The sequence below is a fragment of the Candidatus Accumulibacter cognatus genome, assembly GCF_000584975.1.
GTDB lineage: Bacteria > Pseudomonadota > Gammaproteobacteria > Burkholderiales > Rhodocyclaceae > Accumulibacter > Accumulibacter cognatus.
The window spans coordinates 1-16,910 of the sequence record NZ_JDST02000079.1; the positions used below are offsets into that span (position 1 = coordinate 1).

The window sequence follows — 16,910 nt, forward strand, 5'->3', positions numbered from 1 at the left end:
CGTCGGCCGGCGCCCGCCAAGGTTGTGCACGGCTGACATGACCGCAGGAGCAGCTCACTTCCAGCAGGGTGTGACGGGTGACACTGAAGGCCAACCCGATCAGGCCCTCAACCTGCGGGGCAATGTCGACTTCGTCCCAAGCCGTGTAAGCCTGCGACACCGCGTCCGCCGACAATACTGCCGCACAAGCGGCGCAGAACTCGGGGCGGTGCTCGCACCGGGCGGTGATCGCCAGTTTCTGACTGCGGCCGTGGCCTGGACTGCCCGGCTCCTTGCCGGGCCGCCTCCCAGACCCCTTCTTGGTCGATGACCGCTGGCCATCGACCGGCAGAGCCTGTTCCGTCTCTTCCGTAGAGCTTCCGGCCGTCTCCGCAGCGACGTCGGCATTGCCGCGCTCGTCCACCGCGTCATTCTGTTCCTCCGAGCCACCTGTCTTCGCCCAGGGCGCTTGGCTGGTCGGCGGACGCGAGCTGTTGTCCGGGTTCTGATTCAGCCGATCCTGCAACTCCTTCACGTCGTGCAACAGCCGCTTCGACACTTCCAGCAAAAGCTCCGCCGGCAGCTTCTTCAGCCACTCGTCGTTCATCTGGAACAGGTCATGTTTGCTCAGGGGCATCGTGTCGCGTCTGTCAGGTCGTCTGCAAGTTCCGTAACGATGCCATACAAATCATCACGATGGCGGCTTTTCTTAAGGGGGTGTGAACGATTACGACGAAGCAGACTCATCAGTGACTATAAACGTAGGGACAATTCACTATTCGAAGCTGGCAGTTTCTGATCCTTCTCTTTCCTGTTCACAGCGCTCTTCGCTTTCAACGATTTTCATGAGGCTCACCCTCATCTCTTCTACCAGTTGCGTCAGTTCTGAGTCGCCACTCGGGTTGAGATCATCCAAGAGTTGAAACCTCTGGCGCATGATTGCTGCAAGTGAACCAGACCAAGAATTCGGATGGAAACGGCCTACTAGAGTGTCGAGAACTTTCTTTTTGTCTTGCGCCAGAATAAGAAGGGATGTAGCCGTGTCTGATATCCCTATGACGGCTTCGTCGCTGCTTTCACCAGGATTTGGTCTTTCAAATAGCTTGCATGTTTGTGCAGCGAATACGCAGCGGTCGTCCGGAGAAACCCTGCACCACTCAAGCAAGAGCTCCTTCGGTACAACCCCAATGGCAGTGTCACCATGCCTATCAAGGCGCACTGTCAGCATACGATTAAGGGCCGTCTCTTCGTCCTTGGTATAGACAGCATCCAGAGCATGAATCGGAGTTTTTTTGAAGAACGGCAAGAGGATATTGCCGAGACGTCGGGGGAATATTCTCTTCCCGGATTGCTCTTGTTGGACCAATCGATTTAGTGCTTTAGCGGCAGCCTCATGTGGATCGCTGCTATCTAAAGCAAATTCAATCACCTCTTCAAGGTGATGTAGAAAGTTTTCGTTGGCAAGATCAATCAAACTCCAGTCGAGTTCGCTAACCAGTTCCAAACAATAGACTCGCAACTTCTCTTTGTATTGCTCGTCTTTGGTATCGGTGCAATGAATCACCATGTAAAGCGTATCGATTGCAGCAGCCAAACCTCCGTCTGGCTTAGTAGCTAGTAGCCCCAGCAAAGCAGAAATTTGGTCAACAGTAAGAGGATCGGTTCTGCGCCCGCAACCCAGATTCGTATATTTCCAGGGAGATGCTCGACCAAGTTCAAGAGAACTGATGAGTCTCAAATACCCTGCCTGGTCAAGGTCAATGGCCAATTGCAAGTTTGGAAATAGTGGCCCCCAAACTTCGTCTCCGACAGCCTCATCCAGAAAAGCAGTAACTTCATCGGGCTTGGACTGGTTCCAACCGTTGATTAAGCCAGTGATGAATTGAAGATCAAATCCGTTGGCAGGTGGATGTTCGACCAATGGCCTTAGACGATCAAGAATTTGCTGCGTCGAAACAGAAGCTTGACCGAGGCCGATACCGAAACACCAGACCTTGTTAGTTGTATTGCCGCTCGAAATGAATGGTGCAAGATCGGCAAGTATGCCAGCATCCTGGGCGGCAGCTTTCCCAAGTGCTTTGGCTTCATCATGGGCTTTTGCATACCAGTCTGTAGGAGACTCTGATTCAAAGTCATCGAGATCAACGCCAAAAGCCCCTCTCGAAAGAACTTTCGCTTGTATTTTTGCTCGCAAATCTCTAGGTGCAATTTCCCGTTCCAGCGCCTTAAGTCTTTCGAGCGATTTGGGAGCGATATGCTTCTTGTCCCAATGAAGTGTGTTTCGGATACCGATCCATCCATCAGGCCACCCGTCAATTGGAGCTAAGTCTTGCGCCGCTCCGATTAGTGCGTCCTCCATTCGTGCATTGCCCCATAGCCCCCTGAATGTGCTTCCTAAGATGGTGCGGGCTTCAGAGCCTAAAGCTGTTTTAGTTTTCCCAAGATCAATAGCAATCTTAATGAATAATTCATACCACGCCCGAATCTCTTCCAGGGTCCGTGGATACCATCCATAACTGCGTTTTAATCCCCCAAAGTCGAAGCTATAGTGAGAGGAGAAATGGTGGGATTCGAGGCCTGCACGCAAAAGAAGCAAGGCAAGCTTCGATTCCCGTTGGTTTTTCGAAAAAGCTAGCGTTCTAACAAATGCGGCTCGCTGTGCCGGAGGGGCAAGGGTTCCAGAAAGATGGATGTAAAACAGAGATTGAAGGATATTCCTTGTTGAGTCTGACTTGTAACCGTCGGGCTCTTCTAATGCTAGTTTCAATAGTGCCGTCGCAGCCTCGTTAAACAATTCGGGGTCGTAAGCTAACGAGCGCAGGAGACGAGCAGTACATACTCTACTGGGGGTCGTTACTGCGATGAAACTGGGGATTTCGACAGCTCGAAGTATTGCATTCAATGCCGCACGCTGATTTACCGGCGAAACGTTTTCAAGCATTTCCCACTTGAGTTTGCTTAGGCTGGATACTTCGCCGAGAAGACCTTCAGGCTTAAGCCAGATATCAACTATCTTCTGAGCGTGCTTCGATTCGTGCAAATATCCCAATCTCCTTGAGAAAGAGCGTGCAACTCGTTCTGACGCATTGGTAACGAACCGTTGAACCAGTAAATTTGGGTGGCTAGACTGAACGGCATTGCGTGCAAGTCGGTTTGATATTGCATGTGGAAGTACTGCTCTCCAGTTTCCGCGCTCCTGTATTAGTCCTCGTTTTTGAAGTTCAGAAACGTTTCTATAGAACGTCGCAATTGTGACTTCGGCAACGTCGGAAAGGATGGCTAGCTCGGAATCTTCACTTGTGTCATCGACATCGAATGAATATAGAAGGCTTGCAGCCTCGGCACATCGTTGTAGCTCGTTACTTTCAGTGTGTTTCTGAATAAATAGTCGCTTGAAGCGTTCATCATCCCGAAGCTGCGCTAACTCGCCTTTAGCTTCGGAAGTTGCTGCTAGGGCGAATGCAACTCTGGCGTTTCCATCAGAAAACTCGACAATTTTGTCGATATCTAGGTCGGACAGCGTCTGATAATGGCGCTTAAGTAGTTTTGCTATGACTTCTCCAGAAGCACCCTCTAGTCGGTAGCAGGTTGTGCCGTCCGGCAAGTCGTCTCTGATATCGTATTCAACGGTAATCAGTCTAATTTTGCTTTCAGGCCGCTGAATGACCTCCGTTAGCTTGCGATGGACATCTTGACCACAGTTGTCAACAACAACAATACACTCAGCCTCGTCTTGGATCAGCGCCTCAAGCATTGCGATTGGTTGAGGAGAGGGATTGTCCGATAGGTCGGCATATAGGACGTTTTCTTGGTTTAAAGCCGCGCACGTTGTTTCGATACGATGATCGAACAGTGCTTGAATAAGTCGTGTCTTGCCGACCCCTGAAAGTCCGACTATTCGGACCGACGCCTCGATTCTTTCAAGCTCACCCCGTAACCGGTTGATTGCATCGATTACAGAAATGGCTTCATCATTGTTGGGAATGAATACCTTTACTTTGTCATCGAGCAAGTATTCGTCTTCGACTGACTTCTCCTGATAGGCCCACGGGCCATACGGCTTCCAACCCTGAATAGGCTTGCCAAGAACACTTCGCAACCAAACGAGGACGCCAGGGAAATTGCCAGCCCAATCAGCAATCTTCCGACTGTCATAGAAGTCCAGGTGAACGCTGTCAACCAAGCCGAATTTCTTTACGCACCCCGACATGGCTTCTTTTCGCTTCTTTAAGAAAGTGTCTGAGCAACTGTCCTTTGTGGAAACTATGACATATGCACCTGGCGCCTCCGTTAATTCGACTATCGCAGGACGCAAGACTTCACTAGGGGCCATTTCGCCGGAGATTTTTTTAGGGCTAAAGTTCTCCGCTTTGACTTGGTAGGCGGTTGCATCTTTGGGGATGTAACCTGCTATCCCTATTGCTGGGGTGATATCAACGCGAACATCAACTCCGCCATCTTTGGCTCGTTGGTCGCCACCCCACGTTACCGGAGAAGTGCCAATCCCCTTGGAACGCAGTTCAGCCTTGCATAGTCGGGCCACCAACTCGCGTGCTTGCTCGTCATCAAGTTGTTGTATATCTGATGATGTGATTTCAAAGAAGGGATGCACCGTTCTTACCTTTCTGAAAACACTGGCTAAGGAATATTTTAAGGAATATTTTCAGTGTGCAATTCTACGCGCCGTTCATATTCGCGGTAGAGCTTAAGCATTCTGTCTAAGGTGGCCGGGCTAACCGGCCTGCTGAGTCTTTCGGCAAGCTAATCAAGGCTGAACGTGCAAGCAGCCACTGAATCGCCCCTGCTTTTGTAGTCACTGATGAGTCTGCTTCGTCACCTAAAGCAGCCACTCTCATTGGACGAGTCGAACGGCCAAAATGGCCGATAGGCAGACTATCCCAGCGAAACCAGTCTAATAACGCAACGGCTCACGCGCGCCAGCAACTCACCCCCCAAGCTTCTCCCACCCCTCAAACCGCTCCCGCCGCTCCTTGCGGAAATTCGACAGTTCCAGTCGTATCCCGTCCGGGTCATTGAGGAAGGTAGCGTAGTAGTCCTCGGCGTATTGCGCGTAGCACTGCACCGGCGAAGCGTCGATGCCGCGTTCGTTCAGGGCTGCGCGGGCGCGGCGGACGTCGTCTTCGGTGGCCACGCGCAGGCAGAGGTGGTGCAGGCCGGGCGCGTAGTTGTCGTGCGGGGTGGCGTTGCGGGCGGGGCGCAGGACGAGGCCGAAGTGGCGGTTGAAGTAGTTGATGTGCAGTTCGTCGCCGAGGGCGAATTTACTCTTGCGAAATCCGAGCACCGCGACCAGCAGGGTGTCGTAGAAGGCTTCGGATACGGCCAGCGAACTGACGGTGAGGTAGATGTGCTCGAGGCCGAGGACGTCGACAGGTGGGTTCATGCTGCTTCCTCCGAGGGCTGTGTGGCCATTGTAGGCTGGCCGGATGCGGCGTTGGCGCGGGCCGGTTCCGCCCAGCGGACATCCTTCTGCAGGTAGGCGATGGCCGACGCGGCGGCGAGAATGGCGGCGGAACTGGCGATGGGCAGCGACAGCGAGCCGGTGAGGTCGCCCAGCCACCCCGAAAACACCGGCCCGGCGGCCTGCCCGATGCCGAAGGCGGTGGTGAAGGCGGCGATGCCCGCGCCCCAGGCGCCTTGCGGCGAGCCGTTGCGGACCATGACGGTGATGGCGGCGGGGCCGATGAACATGGAAACCCCGAACAGCAGCGCCGAGACGGTCATGGTCGGGCTGCTGGCGTCGACATAGGGCAGGAAGGCGGCCACGGCGAGGACGGCGCAGACCAGCCCGAGCGAGTTTCCGCCCCGGTTGCGGGCGAGCCGGGTTTTCCAGACATAGGGCGAGGCCATCACGGCCAGCCCGAGCAGGCCCCAGAAGCCGGCGATCTGCGGTACGCCGGCCTGATGGCTGCGCATCCAGGCGATGATGAAGGTCATGTAGGTGATGTAGCCGCCGCCATAAACGAAGTAGGCGAGCACGCCGAGGCTGAAGTCGCGCCAGTTCCAGCGCCCGGCCACGCTGGCGCCGGAGGGGTCGTGGCTGGTCAGCGCGGCGGCCACCGAGAAGGCACTGAAGACCAGCGCCAGCGCACCCATGGCGACCCACGCTTCGCGCCAGGCACCCTGCCCCTGCCATTCGAGAACGACCGGGATGCCGATGCCCGAGAGCAGCATGCCGATGCCGGCGCCGCCGAAGTAGCCGGAAATGGCGAAGGGCCGGACGCGCGGATGCAGGGCGCCCTGCGCGCTGACCAGCGCACTGCCGCAGATGAACACAGCGGCGCCAACCACGCCGGCCACGAAGCGCCAGAACATCAGCGCGGGCAGGCTGTTACAGAAGCCGGTGGCGACCAGCGACAGCGAGGTGAGCACGATGCCGGCGATGTACAGCCGCCGGTTGCCGAGGCGGCCGACGACGAAGAACACGGCCAGGGCGCCGAGGATGTAGCCGATGCCATTGGCGGTGTTGAGCGAGCCGGCGGTGGAATAGCTCCAGCCGAAGGCGTCGCGCATCGACGGCAGCAGCAGCGCATAGGCAAAGCGGGCGAAGCCGTTGGCGATGGCCGGCCCGAGCGACAGCGACAGGATCACCAGCAGCGAGAGCAGGATTCCGTAGGTGGGGGTGTTCCGGCCGGTATTCATGTCAGGCCCTCTCTCGCGTCACGCGGCGGCCGTGCGGCAGGCAGCGCGGGGTATTGCCGTGGGCGGCGGCGGCGAGGATGGCGAAGGCGGCGGCTCGGGCAAGGCGGTCGGACATGGGGCGTTCTCCGGGGTGGGCAGCGGGCGGACATCGCACGCCGATGCGCGACGGCGCCCGCTGCGGGTTGCTTGGGCCTGTCGATTGTTGCCGCTGCCCTGCGCAGGTGCATGAGTCTCCTTCATGCATTCCATGTGAATTGTTCATTGCCCGGCCGGGCGGTTATTCTATAGTCGAAACCGGTGGCGCGGCGAAGCGCGCGGGTTCCCCGCATCCTCCGCCCCTTCGCCTGCCGCATTGCCCAACCGGAGGACTCATGAAACCGATTCGCAACCTTGATGAACTGACGCTCACGCCGCACGCCGCCGGCACGCGCTACGCAGCGCAGTTCGCCCAGCTCGGCCCGCTGATCGGCGCCCGCAAGCTGGGTTGCCGCTTCAACGTGATCCCGCCGGGCAAGGCGGCGTGGCCGTTCCACAGCCATCTGGTCAATGAGGAGCTGGTGGTGGTGCTGAGCGGCCGCGGTACGCTGCGCTTCGGCAGCGAGCGCTTGCCGCTGCGCGCCGGCGATGTCGTCGGCCTGCCGCCGGGCGGCGCCGTCCCCTTCCTGCACCGCCACCGCCGCCACGAGGAAACCTACGTCATCCTCAGCGGCCGTGGCGAAATGCAGATCGACGGCGAGATCATCGCGCTGCACCCGGGCAGCGTCGTCTGCATCAAGCCCGACGGCGAACGCTGCTGGCGCAACACCAGCGTCGAACCGATGCACTATCTGGGGATTCAGGCGGAGGTCGACTCGCTGGAGAAGGCCACCATCGAAGACGGCTTCATGTCGTCGCAAACCGTGCGCTGGCCGGCATAGCCGCGTTGCCTGCGCGGGCCGAACGTAGCACTCCGATTGTCACCTGTAGCCGCTTTCTCCTCGGTAGCGGCCTTCACAACCTCCGGAGCCAGGCCCGGAGCTTGCTTTTTTTGTGAGGCTTACCGTTCGGATGTTCACCTGCCGGCACTGGAAATATCGGCCCCGGTTTATCGTTCGGCCGCGGGCGACTTGACGAAGGGCTGTACGAACCCTTCCTTCTCAAGGGCCAGGATGACGCTGCGGAGAAGGTAGTCAGCGCATTGCCTGGTAGGTGCTGAAAGTGCCAACGCGCAACGCTCGAAGCCAAAGCAAGACGAGCTGCCATCGCCCGTCGTGGGACGACTCGTGCTGGTGGGATTCGGATCACTTCTCAGGGGTCCGCAGGGCCAAATGCGAGATCGATACGCCTTGATGGAGGCTCATAGACTCTCGTCGGTACCGTTGGATTTCCTATCCTTACACGCCTGGGCGGGTACTGGTACTCTTTCCGGAAAACTGGATGGTCGGAATCGCGTACTGATCTTCAATATTGCCGACGGCAGCACCAGCGCCGCTCTGTAGCCGTCCTATCGCAAGCCCCATTGCTCGGTAGCCGCAGTAAGGATTTCCCACTCTAACCCGATTGGGTCATAATGGGCTAAAAAATAGTGTTCTCTCATGACACTGAGCCACGCCAGAAAGGAAAACAGGGAGATTCGCTATGCATTTTCGGCCGGCTAGGGCGGTCACGGTCATTGTCATCCTCGCCAACCTGTTTGTCTGCTCTCTCGTTGGCGTTTCGCTGCATGCGAGCTACGCCCAGTACCACGATCGCGCGGCAATTACATCGCGCAACACCAACCGTCTCGTCGCGCAGACGATCGAAGATGAAATTCGGCGCATCGACTTTGGTTTGCGCGTCGTGGCCGACGAATATACGCGCCAGAGCGCCGTCGGGCGCATCGATCCGGCCACATTGACGGATTTCTTGCGGCGCCAGCTAGAGCGCCTGCTGGTTTCCGGCGGATTGAGGATCGCCGATCAGGAGGGGAAGGTGGTCTTCAGCTCGGACAAGGCCCTGCCAGGGGGAATTTCGATCACCGATCGCGACTACTTCGTGACCCTCCGCGACAACCCCTCGCACGAACTCGCGATCTCCCGGCCGCTGATCGGCAAGATCAGCAACCAGTGGGTGCTGATTTTCGCGCGCCGCCTCAGTGCCGCGGACGGCAGCTTTGCCGGCGTCGTGCTAGCACCGGTCGCAACGGAATGGTTCGAGCGCAAATTCTCCAGGTTGGATGTCGGGCCGAACGGCACCGTCGTTTTCCGTGGCAATGCCAGCCGCGACTTCGACATGTTGGGCCGGCTGCCGCCCGCCGCGCCAGCGGGCTACATGGGACAGACGAAGGTTTCGTCGCAATTCCGGGCAACCATTACGGCCAATCCGCGGGAAGGTACCTACGAGGCCTTTGCCGGCGCGGACAATGTGCGGCGTGTCTTCTCGTATCAGGCGGTCGGCGATTATCCGTTGATCACGCTGGTCGGGCTCAGTACCGATGACTTTCTTGCCGAATGGTGGCGGGAGTTCGGCAAGCTGGCAGCGTTGGCCGCTGCCTTCGCCGTGCTCTCGATCCTCGGTGCCATCCTCATCGTCCGTGCACTCCGCGCGCGTGCCCAGGCCTTTGACGAGGTCAACAGCCTCAACGAAGTGCTGGCGGCGCAGATTGCGGAGAAGGATCTTGCCTGGCGCGAACGCCGGGCGGCCGAGGAACAAATCGATTTCATCGCGCTACACGACAGCCTGACCGGCCTGCCCAACCCGCAACTGGCCGAGGAACGCTTCCGCCACGCCGTTGCCTATGCTGAACGCGAGCACAGCAAGGTCGCGCTCATCTTCATCGACCTCGATGACTTCAAGAGCATCAACGACTCACTGGGCCATCGGATCGGCGACGGCATGATCCGCGAACTGGCGCAGCGTCTGTACGAGCGAATCCGCGAAACCGACACGCTCTGCCGTCGCAGCGGCGACGAATTCATCGCTGTGCTTGGCGACCTGGCGGATGCCGATGCCTCTGCCCCGGTGCTGGTCAAGCTCGCCGAGAGCCTGCAGAACCCGATAACTATCGGCGACTATGAGCTGAACGTCACCGCATCGATGGGAGTCGCCATCTACCCCGAGGACGGTCGGGATTTTGAAACGCTGCTGAAGAAGGCTGAAAACGCGATGTATCGGGCCAAGGAGTCGGGAAGGAATACCTATCGCTTCTTCGACGCGCGGATGAACATCGAGGTCGTCGAGCAACTGACGTTGCGCAACGATTTGCGTCATGCCCCCGCACGCAATGAATTGGTGTTGCACTACCAGCCGCTGGTGGATATCCGCAGAGGCCGGCTGATCGGCGTCGAAGCGCTGATCCGCTGGAATCACCCCGGGCACGGCATGCTGCCGCCGACCAAGTTCATCCCCCTCGCGGAGGAGAGTGGCCTGATCGTGCCGATCAGCGAATGGGTACTGCGCGAGGCTTGCTGTCAGGCAGCCGCCTGGGCCAAGGATCCGATGCTTGCGGATATCGTCGTCGCCGTCAATCTCTCCGCCGTTCATTTCAAGCGCGGCAACCTTGAGCAATCGGTCATTGCCGCGTTGGAGGAATCGGCGCTTCCGGCGGAGCGTCTGGAACTCGAACTCACCGAATCGATGCTGATCAGCGACAGCGAGGCCATTCTCCATACCATCAGGCAGCTCAAGCAGATCGGCGTCAAGCTGTCGATCGACGATTTCGGCACGGGGTATTCGAGCCTTGCCTACCTCAAACGCTTCGAGGTGGACAAGCTCAAGATCGACCAGACCTTCGTGCGCGACCTGCCGGGCGACATGGAAGATGCGGCGATCGTGCGTGCCATCATCCAGATGGCGGCCAGCCTCGGGCTTTCGACCATCGCCGAGGGCGTCGAAACGGAGGCGGTTTTCGAATTGCTGAAGGAATTCGGCTGTGACGAGGCGCAGGGCTACTGGCTGGCACGGCCGATGCTGGCGGCGCAATTGCCGGAGTTCGCTCGCCGCTTTGCCAGAGGTAACAGGTAGCCGCTACAGGCGATCTCGCGAAGTCGGCGATCAGCCCCGCCGACTCGCGCGTGAGCAGCGTCGCGAAACCGAGGTCCAGGAAGGTGATACTGCCGGCTAGGCATGCCGATGGTGTTGAAAGGCCCAACCGGCTGCGGCAAGACGCGCTTCGTCAAATACATGGACATGGCGTTTCGCCTGGCTTGTGGAGGCGGTGCTGTACCGGTTATCGAACAGGTATCCCCTGGCGCGACCTGTCAGAGCGTTTCGGGGAATTCCGCGTGGTGCACACCCGGCTCCCTCACTGGAGCAGGCCTGGGGTCTGGGAGCGCCTATGCAGACGATTAGCGCAAGAGACGGACAAATTGATGATACATCCTAGGCTGGCCGCTTCGGCACTGATCGGGGTGGTATTCTCGGCCTGACTTCACCCTCGATTCACAGGACTTCACCACCGCTTCTTCATCCGTTCACCGAAGTGATCGAGACTCCCTGCACCATCCACCAGGGAGAACTTCATGGACAAGAAACTGCTTCTCAAACTCGTCGCCATCGGCTTCATGTCGCTCCTGCTGCTGGTGCCTCTGGCCCTCATCGAGGATCAGATCCGCCAGCGCAGCTCGCGTCAGGAAGAGGTTCAGCACAGCATCGCCAATAGCGCCGCCGGCCCGCAAACGCTGACCGGGCCGGTCCTCGCGATTGATTACCGGGAACGGATCGAGCCCGAAATCAAGGAGGACCCCGCCACCGGCCGGACCAGGAGCACGCCGCGCTTCGTCGATCGTAGCCTGTATCTGCCGGCCGAGACACTGAAGCTGACCGGCGAGGCCCGCGTCGAAACCCGCCAGCGGGGCATCTACCAGGCCCGGCTCTATCACCTCGACCTGGCGGTCGAGGGGCGCTTCGTGCTGCCCGTACACCTCGGTCTCGATGGCCAGCGCAACATCGTCAGCGCCGAGGCGACGCTGCTGCTCGGCGTTTCCGACCCGCGCGGCGTAGACAACGATCCGCTGGTGAACCTGGGCGGCAAGAGTCGTCGCTTTTCGACCCCCAAGGGCTCGGCGCAAAACGGTGACGCGCTGGCGGGCGAACGCCTGGCCATCCCGCTCGGGAAGGTCGCCCTCGACGCGCCGACCTCGTTCGATTTCGACTTTCCCCTGCAACTGACCGGCACCCAGCGACTGGCCATCGCCCCGACCGCGGAAGCGAACACCATCGCCATCCAGTCGGACTGGCCGCACCCGAGCTTTGCGGGCCGCTTTCTGCCGCGCGAGCGCAGCATCGGCGACGCCGGGTTCACCGCCCGCTGGGAGGTATCGCATCTGGCGCGCAGTTTCCCCAACACCCTGATGGCCGCCAAGGGCGGGCCGAATCCCGAAGTGCTCGACATCCTCTTCATCGATCCGGTCAATGTCTACCTGCAATCCGAGCGTGCCGTCAAATACGGCATCCTGTTCATTACGCTGACCTTCGCCGGATTCTTCCTCAGCGAGGTTCTGCGTCGCTCGCCGATGCATCCCTTGCAGTATCTGCTGGTCGGGCTGGCGCTCGCGGTCTTCTTCCTGTTGCTGATCGCGCTCTCCGAGCATCTTCCCTTCGTTGCCGCCTACGCCATCGCCGCATCGGCCTGCATTACCCTGATCGGGACCTATCTGGCGGGCGCGCTCGCTGATCGCCGCCAGGGCTATACCTTCGCGGCGGCGCTGGCCGGTCTCTACGGCGTGCTCTACGGCGTCCTGCTCTCCGAGGACAATTCGCTGCTGATGGGCAGCGTCCTGCTCTTCCTGGCGCTTGGCGCGATCATGCTGGCCACGCGGCGCATCGACTGGTACCGGATCGGCCCGGCGCTCGCAGCCAGGCCGGCAGAATGAGCCCTCGCCATGCTCCGGTCCCTGTTTCGATGCTGGCGTACCGTCCTGGCCTGGGCGACGCTGCTCGCCTTGCTGAGCGTTGCCTGGAACCTCAAGCATCCGCTGCTGTATGGCTTGCGCGCCTGTGAAACGGCGCTTCTGCTAGCGGTCGCCGTCCTCGGCGGCAGCGCCGCCCTGTTTTGCCGGCCGCCCGGTCGGTGTCCGGCCAATCGCCGGCGAGCACTGGGATGCGGGATGCTGGCGCTGGCCAGCCTCACCGTCGGCCGGGAGCTGGAATTCCAGTCCGACCGCCAGCGGGTGCTGGCGGGTGGCCGCGAAATGCAGGCCGTGGGCAGGCACTTCATCGTCGGCTTTCGTGCCCTGGAAGAGGTCGAAGCACTGGCAGCTGGCGGCCTGATCGGCGGCCTCTACCTGACGCGGCGCAACCTGCGGACGGGCAATGTCGCCACTCTCGCCGCCGGGATCGCCAGGCTTCAGGAGCTCCGCCGTGCCGCCGGCCTGCCGCCGCTGATCGTGGCCGCCGACCAGGAGGGTGGGCCGGTTGCCCACCTCTCGCCATGGTTGGAACGGCTGCCCGCACTGTCCAGCCTGGTCGGCGAAGCGTCACCGGCAACGCTTGCGATGCGGGCACGACGCTACGGCGAGCGGCAGGGGAGAGAGCTGGCGGCGCTGGGTGTCAATCTCAACCTGGCGCCGGTGGTTGACCTGCGGCCGGCGCAGCCGGACTCCGCCGCCGACTTCCTGACCCGCATCGGCGACCGAGCCATCGACGACGATCCGGCCGTGGTCAGCGAGGTCGCCCGGGCCTATGTGGATGGTCTTGCCACCGCCGGTGTCGGCGCCACCCTCAAGCACTTTCCCGGACTCGCCCGCGTGCGGGCCGACACGCACTGGCGGCGCGCGACGCTGACGGCGGACATCGATGAACTGCGTGGCGACTGGCAGCCCTTCCGCAGTGTCAGTGCTGGCGCCTGCGCGGCGATCATGCTCGGCCACGTCGTTTTGTCGGCGGTGGACCCCGAACATGCCGTTTCCCATTCACGCAGCGTGGTGCAGACGATCCTGCGTCAGCAATGGAACTATCGCGGTGTGCTGATTACCGACGATCTCAACATGGGCGCCGTGTATCGCCAGGGAATCGGCCGCGTTGCGGCACAGTCGCTGGCGGCCGGCGTCGATCTGCTCCTTGTCTCCTACGACCCCGACCAGTATTTTCGTGCCATCACCGGGGCCGCCCGGGCGCTGGCCAGGGGTGAGATCGAGCCTGCGATGCTGCAGGCCAGCCGCCAGCGCCTGCAGCAATTTGCTCCCGGCAGCCCGTGCCGTCCGGCCTTGTTCACCGCGCAGAGCGCATCGGAGCGACCGGGAGGGTCGGTGGCCCCGGATGTTTGACGAGCTTGCCGCCACGGTCGATACTCTGCGTCCCTGCTCAGAGGTTGTGAATAAATCTACTGCGCGACCGATCTGCTGCGTTGCTCAGTCGCTCACTCCTCGCCTATCCACTTGATATGTCTCGTCGTTCGCTCCCTCGCGCCTTGCATCTCGGCCTGCTCGCAACGATTTCTTCACAACCTCTCAGGGCGTTCGCGCAGAAGCCCAAGCGAGGCGGCGCTCGGGGAGCCAGTGGGAGGCGCGGTACTGGCGTGGGTATTTTTCGGGGAAGCGTTCGCGCTGTGGCAGGGAGTCGGGTTTGTGATGCTGCTGGTCGGGATTGATCTCGCGGCGCGGGGGGAAAGACAGTGAATCAGCGGCGGGAGCTGCCGGCAGCGGTGACGGGCTGATCGACTTGCGCGGGTCGGACGGCCCGGCGGACAAGCCGGCCTTGCATTCCCAGGCGCCCGTCTCAAGACCGATCCAAAGGACTGATCACCCCACTCCCGCCCCGGTTCAGCACATGCGTGTAAATCATCGTCGTCGCCACATCCTGATGGCCCAGCAACTCCTGCACCGTACGAATGTCATAGCCCGACTGCAATAAATGCGTGGCGAAACTATGCCGCAGCGTGTGGCAGGAGGCCGGCTTCGTCAGCCCCGCCGCCCGCACCGCCTTCTTCATCGCCCGCTGCAGCGTCTGCTCGTCCACATGGTGCCTGCGCTCCTGGCCGCTACGCGGATCGACCGAGCGCCCCGCCGCCGGAAAGACATACTGCCAACCCCATTCCCGCGACGCATCGGGATATTTCCGGTCCAGCGCATAGGGCAGATAGACTTCGCCAAACCCCTCTTCAAGGTCCTGTGCATGCAGCACCTTCACCTTCTCCAGGTGTGCCCGCAAAGGCTCAAGCACGGATTGCGGCAGCATCGTCATCCGATCCTTTTCCCCCTTGCCGTCGCGCACCGTGATCTGCCGCATCTCGAAGTCCAGGTCCTTCACCCGCAGCCGCACACACTCCAGCAAGCGCAACCCGGCCCCGTACAGCAAGTCCGCCATCAAACCCTGCTGCCCGTCGATCCGCGCCAACACGCGCCTGACCTCCTCGACCGTCAGCACCACCGGCAGGCGCCCAGGCCGCTTCGCCCGCGTCATCTCGCCCAACCAGGGCAAATCCACCTTCAAAACCTCCCGGTATAAAAACAGCAAGGCACTCAAGGCCTGGTTTTGCGTGGAAGCGGCCACCCGGCCCTCCACCGCCAGATGGGTCAAAAACCGCTCCACTTCCGCCGCCCCCATCTCGCGGGGATGGCGCTTGCCATGGAACAGGATGAAGCGTTTGATCCAATCCGTGTAAGCCTGCTCCGTGCGGATGCTGTAATGCCGCAGCAGAATGGCCTCCCGCACTTGCTCCAAAAGGCGTGGCGGGTGGAGGGCAGCCTGGTTGTCGAAAGGCTGCCCTGCGGATAGGAGAGTGGTATCGCTCATGAATGCGAAGCCTCGGGTAAGCCAGCCGCGCATTATGGCTACTAATCAGATAGATTTCAATATTGATGCAAGAATGGGCATCTGGTAAGATCAGAAGTTAGGAGTCGACCTCGATTGTGGGGTCGAATAGAAAGTTCGGCGTCACGAGGCACCATCGTGCGTGTGCTACCGTGACCAATGCTCAGATAGAAGAGGACCTTCGTGCGCACTGTCACCTACAACCTACTTCAGTTCCTCACGGAGGCCCGTCGAGGCGCGTTCGTTATCCCCAGATTTCAGCGGCCATTCGTCTGGAATCATGCACAGGTGAAACTGCTCATTGATTCGATTTCAAGAAACTACCCTATCGGCTCGCTGCTGCTGCTTCAAGAAACCATTCCGAACGACCCCTTCTTGTCGTCGCGGGCCATTGACGCTGTCATTGGCGAGTCAGATGGTGATGACTCCGCAGAAGCCGATCTTTCGCAGCCAGCTTTCCCACCCGCCGTTTACTACGTTCTCGACGGTCAACAGAGATTGACTTCGCTGGTTCGAGTTTTTCTACAAGCCTCCAAGGAAAGCTTCTACTACTTCGATCTTGACAAGCTCCTCGAAACGGATGCGGGTGATCGCAACGCGGCTGCATGGGTTGTCCGCCGCAATGCAGGCCGCAAATTCCCTGCCAGGTACATGCGAAGTGACGCTATAACGGATGACGAACGCTGCTCTGTACTCGCTCAAGAATACTTTGAATCGAGCTATGAACCGATGAAGGGTGATCGACCAGCTCAGCGAAAAGCAGTAGCCAAGGTCAATCGGGTTTTTGAGACGATGAGGAATTACCAGATCCCTCTCGTTATCGTTGATCGGGGAGACTCGACCGAGGCAATCTGCAGAATCTTTGAAACGATCAATTCCACGGGCACTCGTCTCACGACCTTCGACCTCGCGGTTGCGCGTTTCTTCCCGAGTCCAGACCTGCACAACCTTTGGCAGCAAAGCAAGACGAAGCACGCTGTGCTGGAGCGCTTTTCTGCTGAAGGCGAACGGGTACTCCAAATCGTCGCCATCGTGTCTGGGTACGAACAACGCTCCGGATACGAGCAACGTTCCTACGTCGAACCCACACGGGGCACGCTTCTGAATCTCACCGGGAACGACGTTTCAGCCCGTTGGGACGATTGCGCAAATGCTCTAGCGCAAGCGTTGGATTGGGTCGAAGACCACGGGGCAGTGCCCGGCCTGCTTTCCAACGATGCCCTGCTTGTTCCTCTTGCCTACTTCTTAGCCAACGTCACCCATAAGTGGAAATCCCTCAATCCGAGCTACAACACAGTGCTGGAGCGTTGGTACTTCTCGCATTCCCTACAACAAGGCGCACGACAGGCTTCGAACTACAAGATCGGTCAGACGGTTTCATCGCTCCACAGGTGGCTCACGGAGGATCAACTACCAGAGATCCCTAGGGTGCGCCTTGATCCGACTGAACTACTACGTTTAGCGAAGACCGATGCACGATATCAAGCGATTCTGTCGCTACTTCGGTGGAAGGGTGGGAAAGATCTTTGGACAGAAGAAACACTAAGGTGATCTCCGCAAAT

General features: G+C 59.7%; 9 protein-coding genes and 2 pseudogenes. 6 read left to right on the top strand and 5 right to left on the bottom strand.

The genetic code is table 11. From position 1 onward, the window contains the following. The 4 genes and pseudogenes from AW06_RS14735 to AW06_RS14750 form a co-directional block, all read right to left on the bottom strand. Positions 1-616 (bottom strand): annotated as a pseudogene (locus AW06_RS14735) (DUF6444 domain-containing protein); the annotation flags it as partial. 138 nt (positions 617-754) lie between these two features. Beyond that, positions 755-4,591, bottom strand: coding sequence for a hypothetical protein (locus AW06_RS14740; protein ID WP_273704747.1), 3,837 nt, complete (start codon positions 4,589-4,591; stop codon positions 755-757). 333 nt (positions 4,592-4,924) lie between these two features. After that, entirely contained in the window at positions 4,925-5,380 is a 456-nt protein-coding gene (locus AW06_RS14745) for a VOC family protein (RefSeq protein WP_034951548.1), read from the bottom strand. Next, positions 5,377-6,639: a YbfB/YjiJ family MFS transporter gene (locus AW06_RS14750; protein WP_273704748.1), complete on the bottom strand. Its 1,263-nt coding sequence runs from the start codon at positions 6,637-6,639 to the stop codon at positions 5,377-5,379. Before AW06_RS14750 ends, AW06_RS14745 begins: the two co-directional genes overlap by 4 nt. A 371-nt stretch (positions 6,640-7,010) precedes the next feature. On the opposite strand from AW06_RS14750, the gene AW06_RS20850 reads away from it, so the two are divergent. The 5 genes and pseudogenes from AW06_RS20850 (at position 7,011) to AW06_RS14775 (ending at position 13,862) form a co-directional block, all read left to right on the top strand. Next, the gene (locus AW06_RS20850; RefSeq protein WP_046535260.1) at positions 7,011-7,556 is read left to right on the top strand and encodes a cupin domain-containing protein; all 546 of its coding nucleotides are present in this window, start codon (positions 7,011-7,013) and stop codon (positions 7,554-7,556) included. Positions 7,557-8,256: 700 nt separating this feature from the next. After that, the gene (locus tag AW06_RS20855; RefSeq protein ID WP_273704749.1) at positions 8,257-10,620 is read left to right on the top strand and encodes an EAL domain-containing protein; all 2,364 of its coding nucleotides are present in this window, start codon (positions 8,257-8,259) and stop codon (positions 10,618-10,620) included. Between the two features lie 206 nt (positions 10,621-10,826). Next, positions 10,827-10,961 (top strand): annotated as a pseudogene (locus AW06_RS20860) (transposase); the annotation flags it as partial. Between the two features lie 156 nt (positions 10,962-11,117). Then, complete coding sequence (creD, locus tag AW06_RS14770; RefSeq protein ID WP_034951549.1) at positions 11,118-12,470, top strand: cell envelope integrity protein CreD; 1,353 nt, start codon at positions 11,118-11,120, stop codon at positions 12,468-12,470. Positions 12,471-12,479: 9 nt separating this feature from the next. Further along, positions 12,480-13,862, top strand: coding sequence for a glycoside hydrolase family 3 N-terminal domain-containing protein (locus tag AW06_RS14775; protein WP_273704750.1), 1,383 nt, complete (start codon positions 12,480-12,482; stop codon positions 13,860-13,862). 451 nt (positions 13,863-14,313) lie between these two features. Here the strand turns inward: AW06_RS14775 and AW06_RS14780 are convergent, their stop codons facing one another. After that, complete coding sequence (locus AW06_RS14780) at positions 14,314-15,330, bottom strand: integron integrase (protein WP_273704751.1); 1,017 nt, start codon at positions 15,328-15,330, stop codon at positions 14,314-14,316. A 201-nt stretch (positions 15,331-15,531) separates the two neighbouring features. On the opposite strand from AW06_RS14780, the gene AW06_RS14785 reads away from it, so the two are divergent. Next, a complete protein-coding gene (locus tag AW06_RS14785) occupies positions 15,532-16,899 on the top strand; it encodes a DUF262 domain-containing protein (RefSeq protein ID WP_273704752.1) in 1,368 nt (455 codons plus the stop codon). The last annotated feature ends 11 nt before the right edge of the window (positions 16,900-16,910 follow it).

Excerpts from the sequence above, each read along its gene's own strand:
- AW06_RS20855 (WP_273704749.1), top strand. The coding sequence starts at position 8,257 with ATGCATTTTCGGCCGGCTAGGGCGGTCACGGTCATTGTCATCCTCGCC.
- AW06_RS20850 (WP_046535260.1), top strand. The coding sequence starts at position 7,011 with ATGAAACCGATTCGCAACCTTGATGAACTGACGCTCACGCCGCACGCC.
- AW06_RS14775 (WP_273704750.1), top strand. The coding sequence starts at position 12,480 with ATGCTCCGGTCCCTGTTTCGATGCTGGCGTACCGTCCTGGCCTGGGCG.
- AW06_RS14750 (WP_273704748.1), bottom strand. The coding sequence starts at position 6,639 with ATGAATACCGGCCGGAACACCCCCACCTACGGAATCCTGCTCTCGCTG.
- AW06_RS14745 (WP_034951548.1), bottom strand. The coding sequence starts at position 5,380 with ATGAACCCACCTGTCGACGTCCTCGGCCTCGAGCACATCTACCTCACC.
- creD (WP_034951549.1), top strand. The coding sequence starts at position 11,118 with ATGGACAAGAAACTGCTTCTCAAACTCGTCGCCATCGGCTTCATGTCG.
- AW06_RS14780 (WP_273704751.1), bottom strand. The coding sequence starts at position 15,330 with ATGAGCGATACCACTCTCCTATCCGCAGGGCAGCCTTTCGACAACCAG.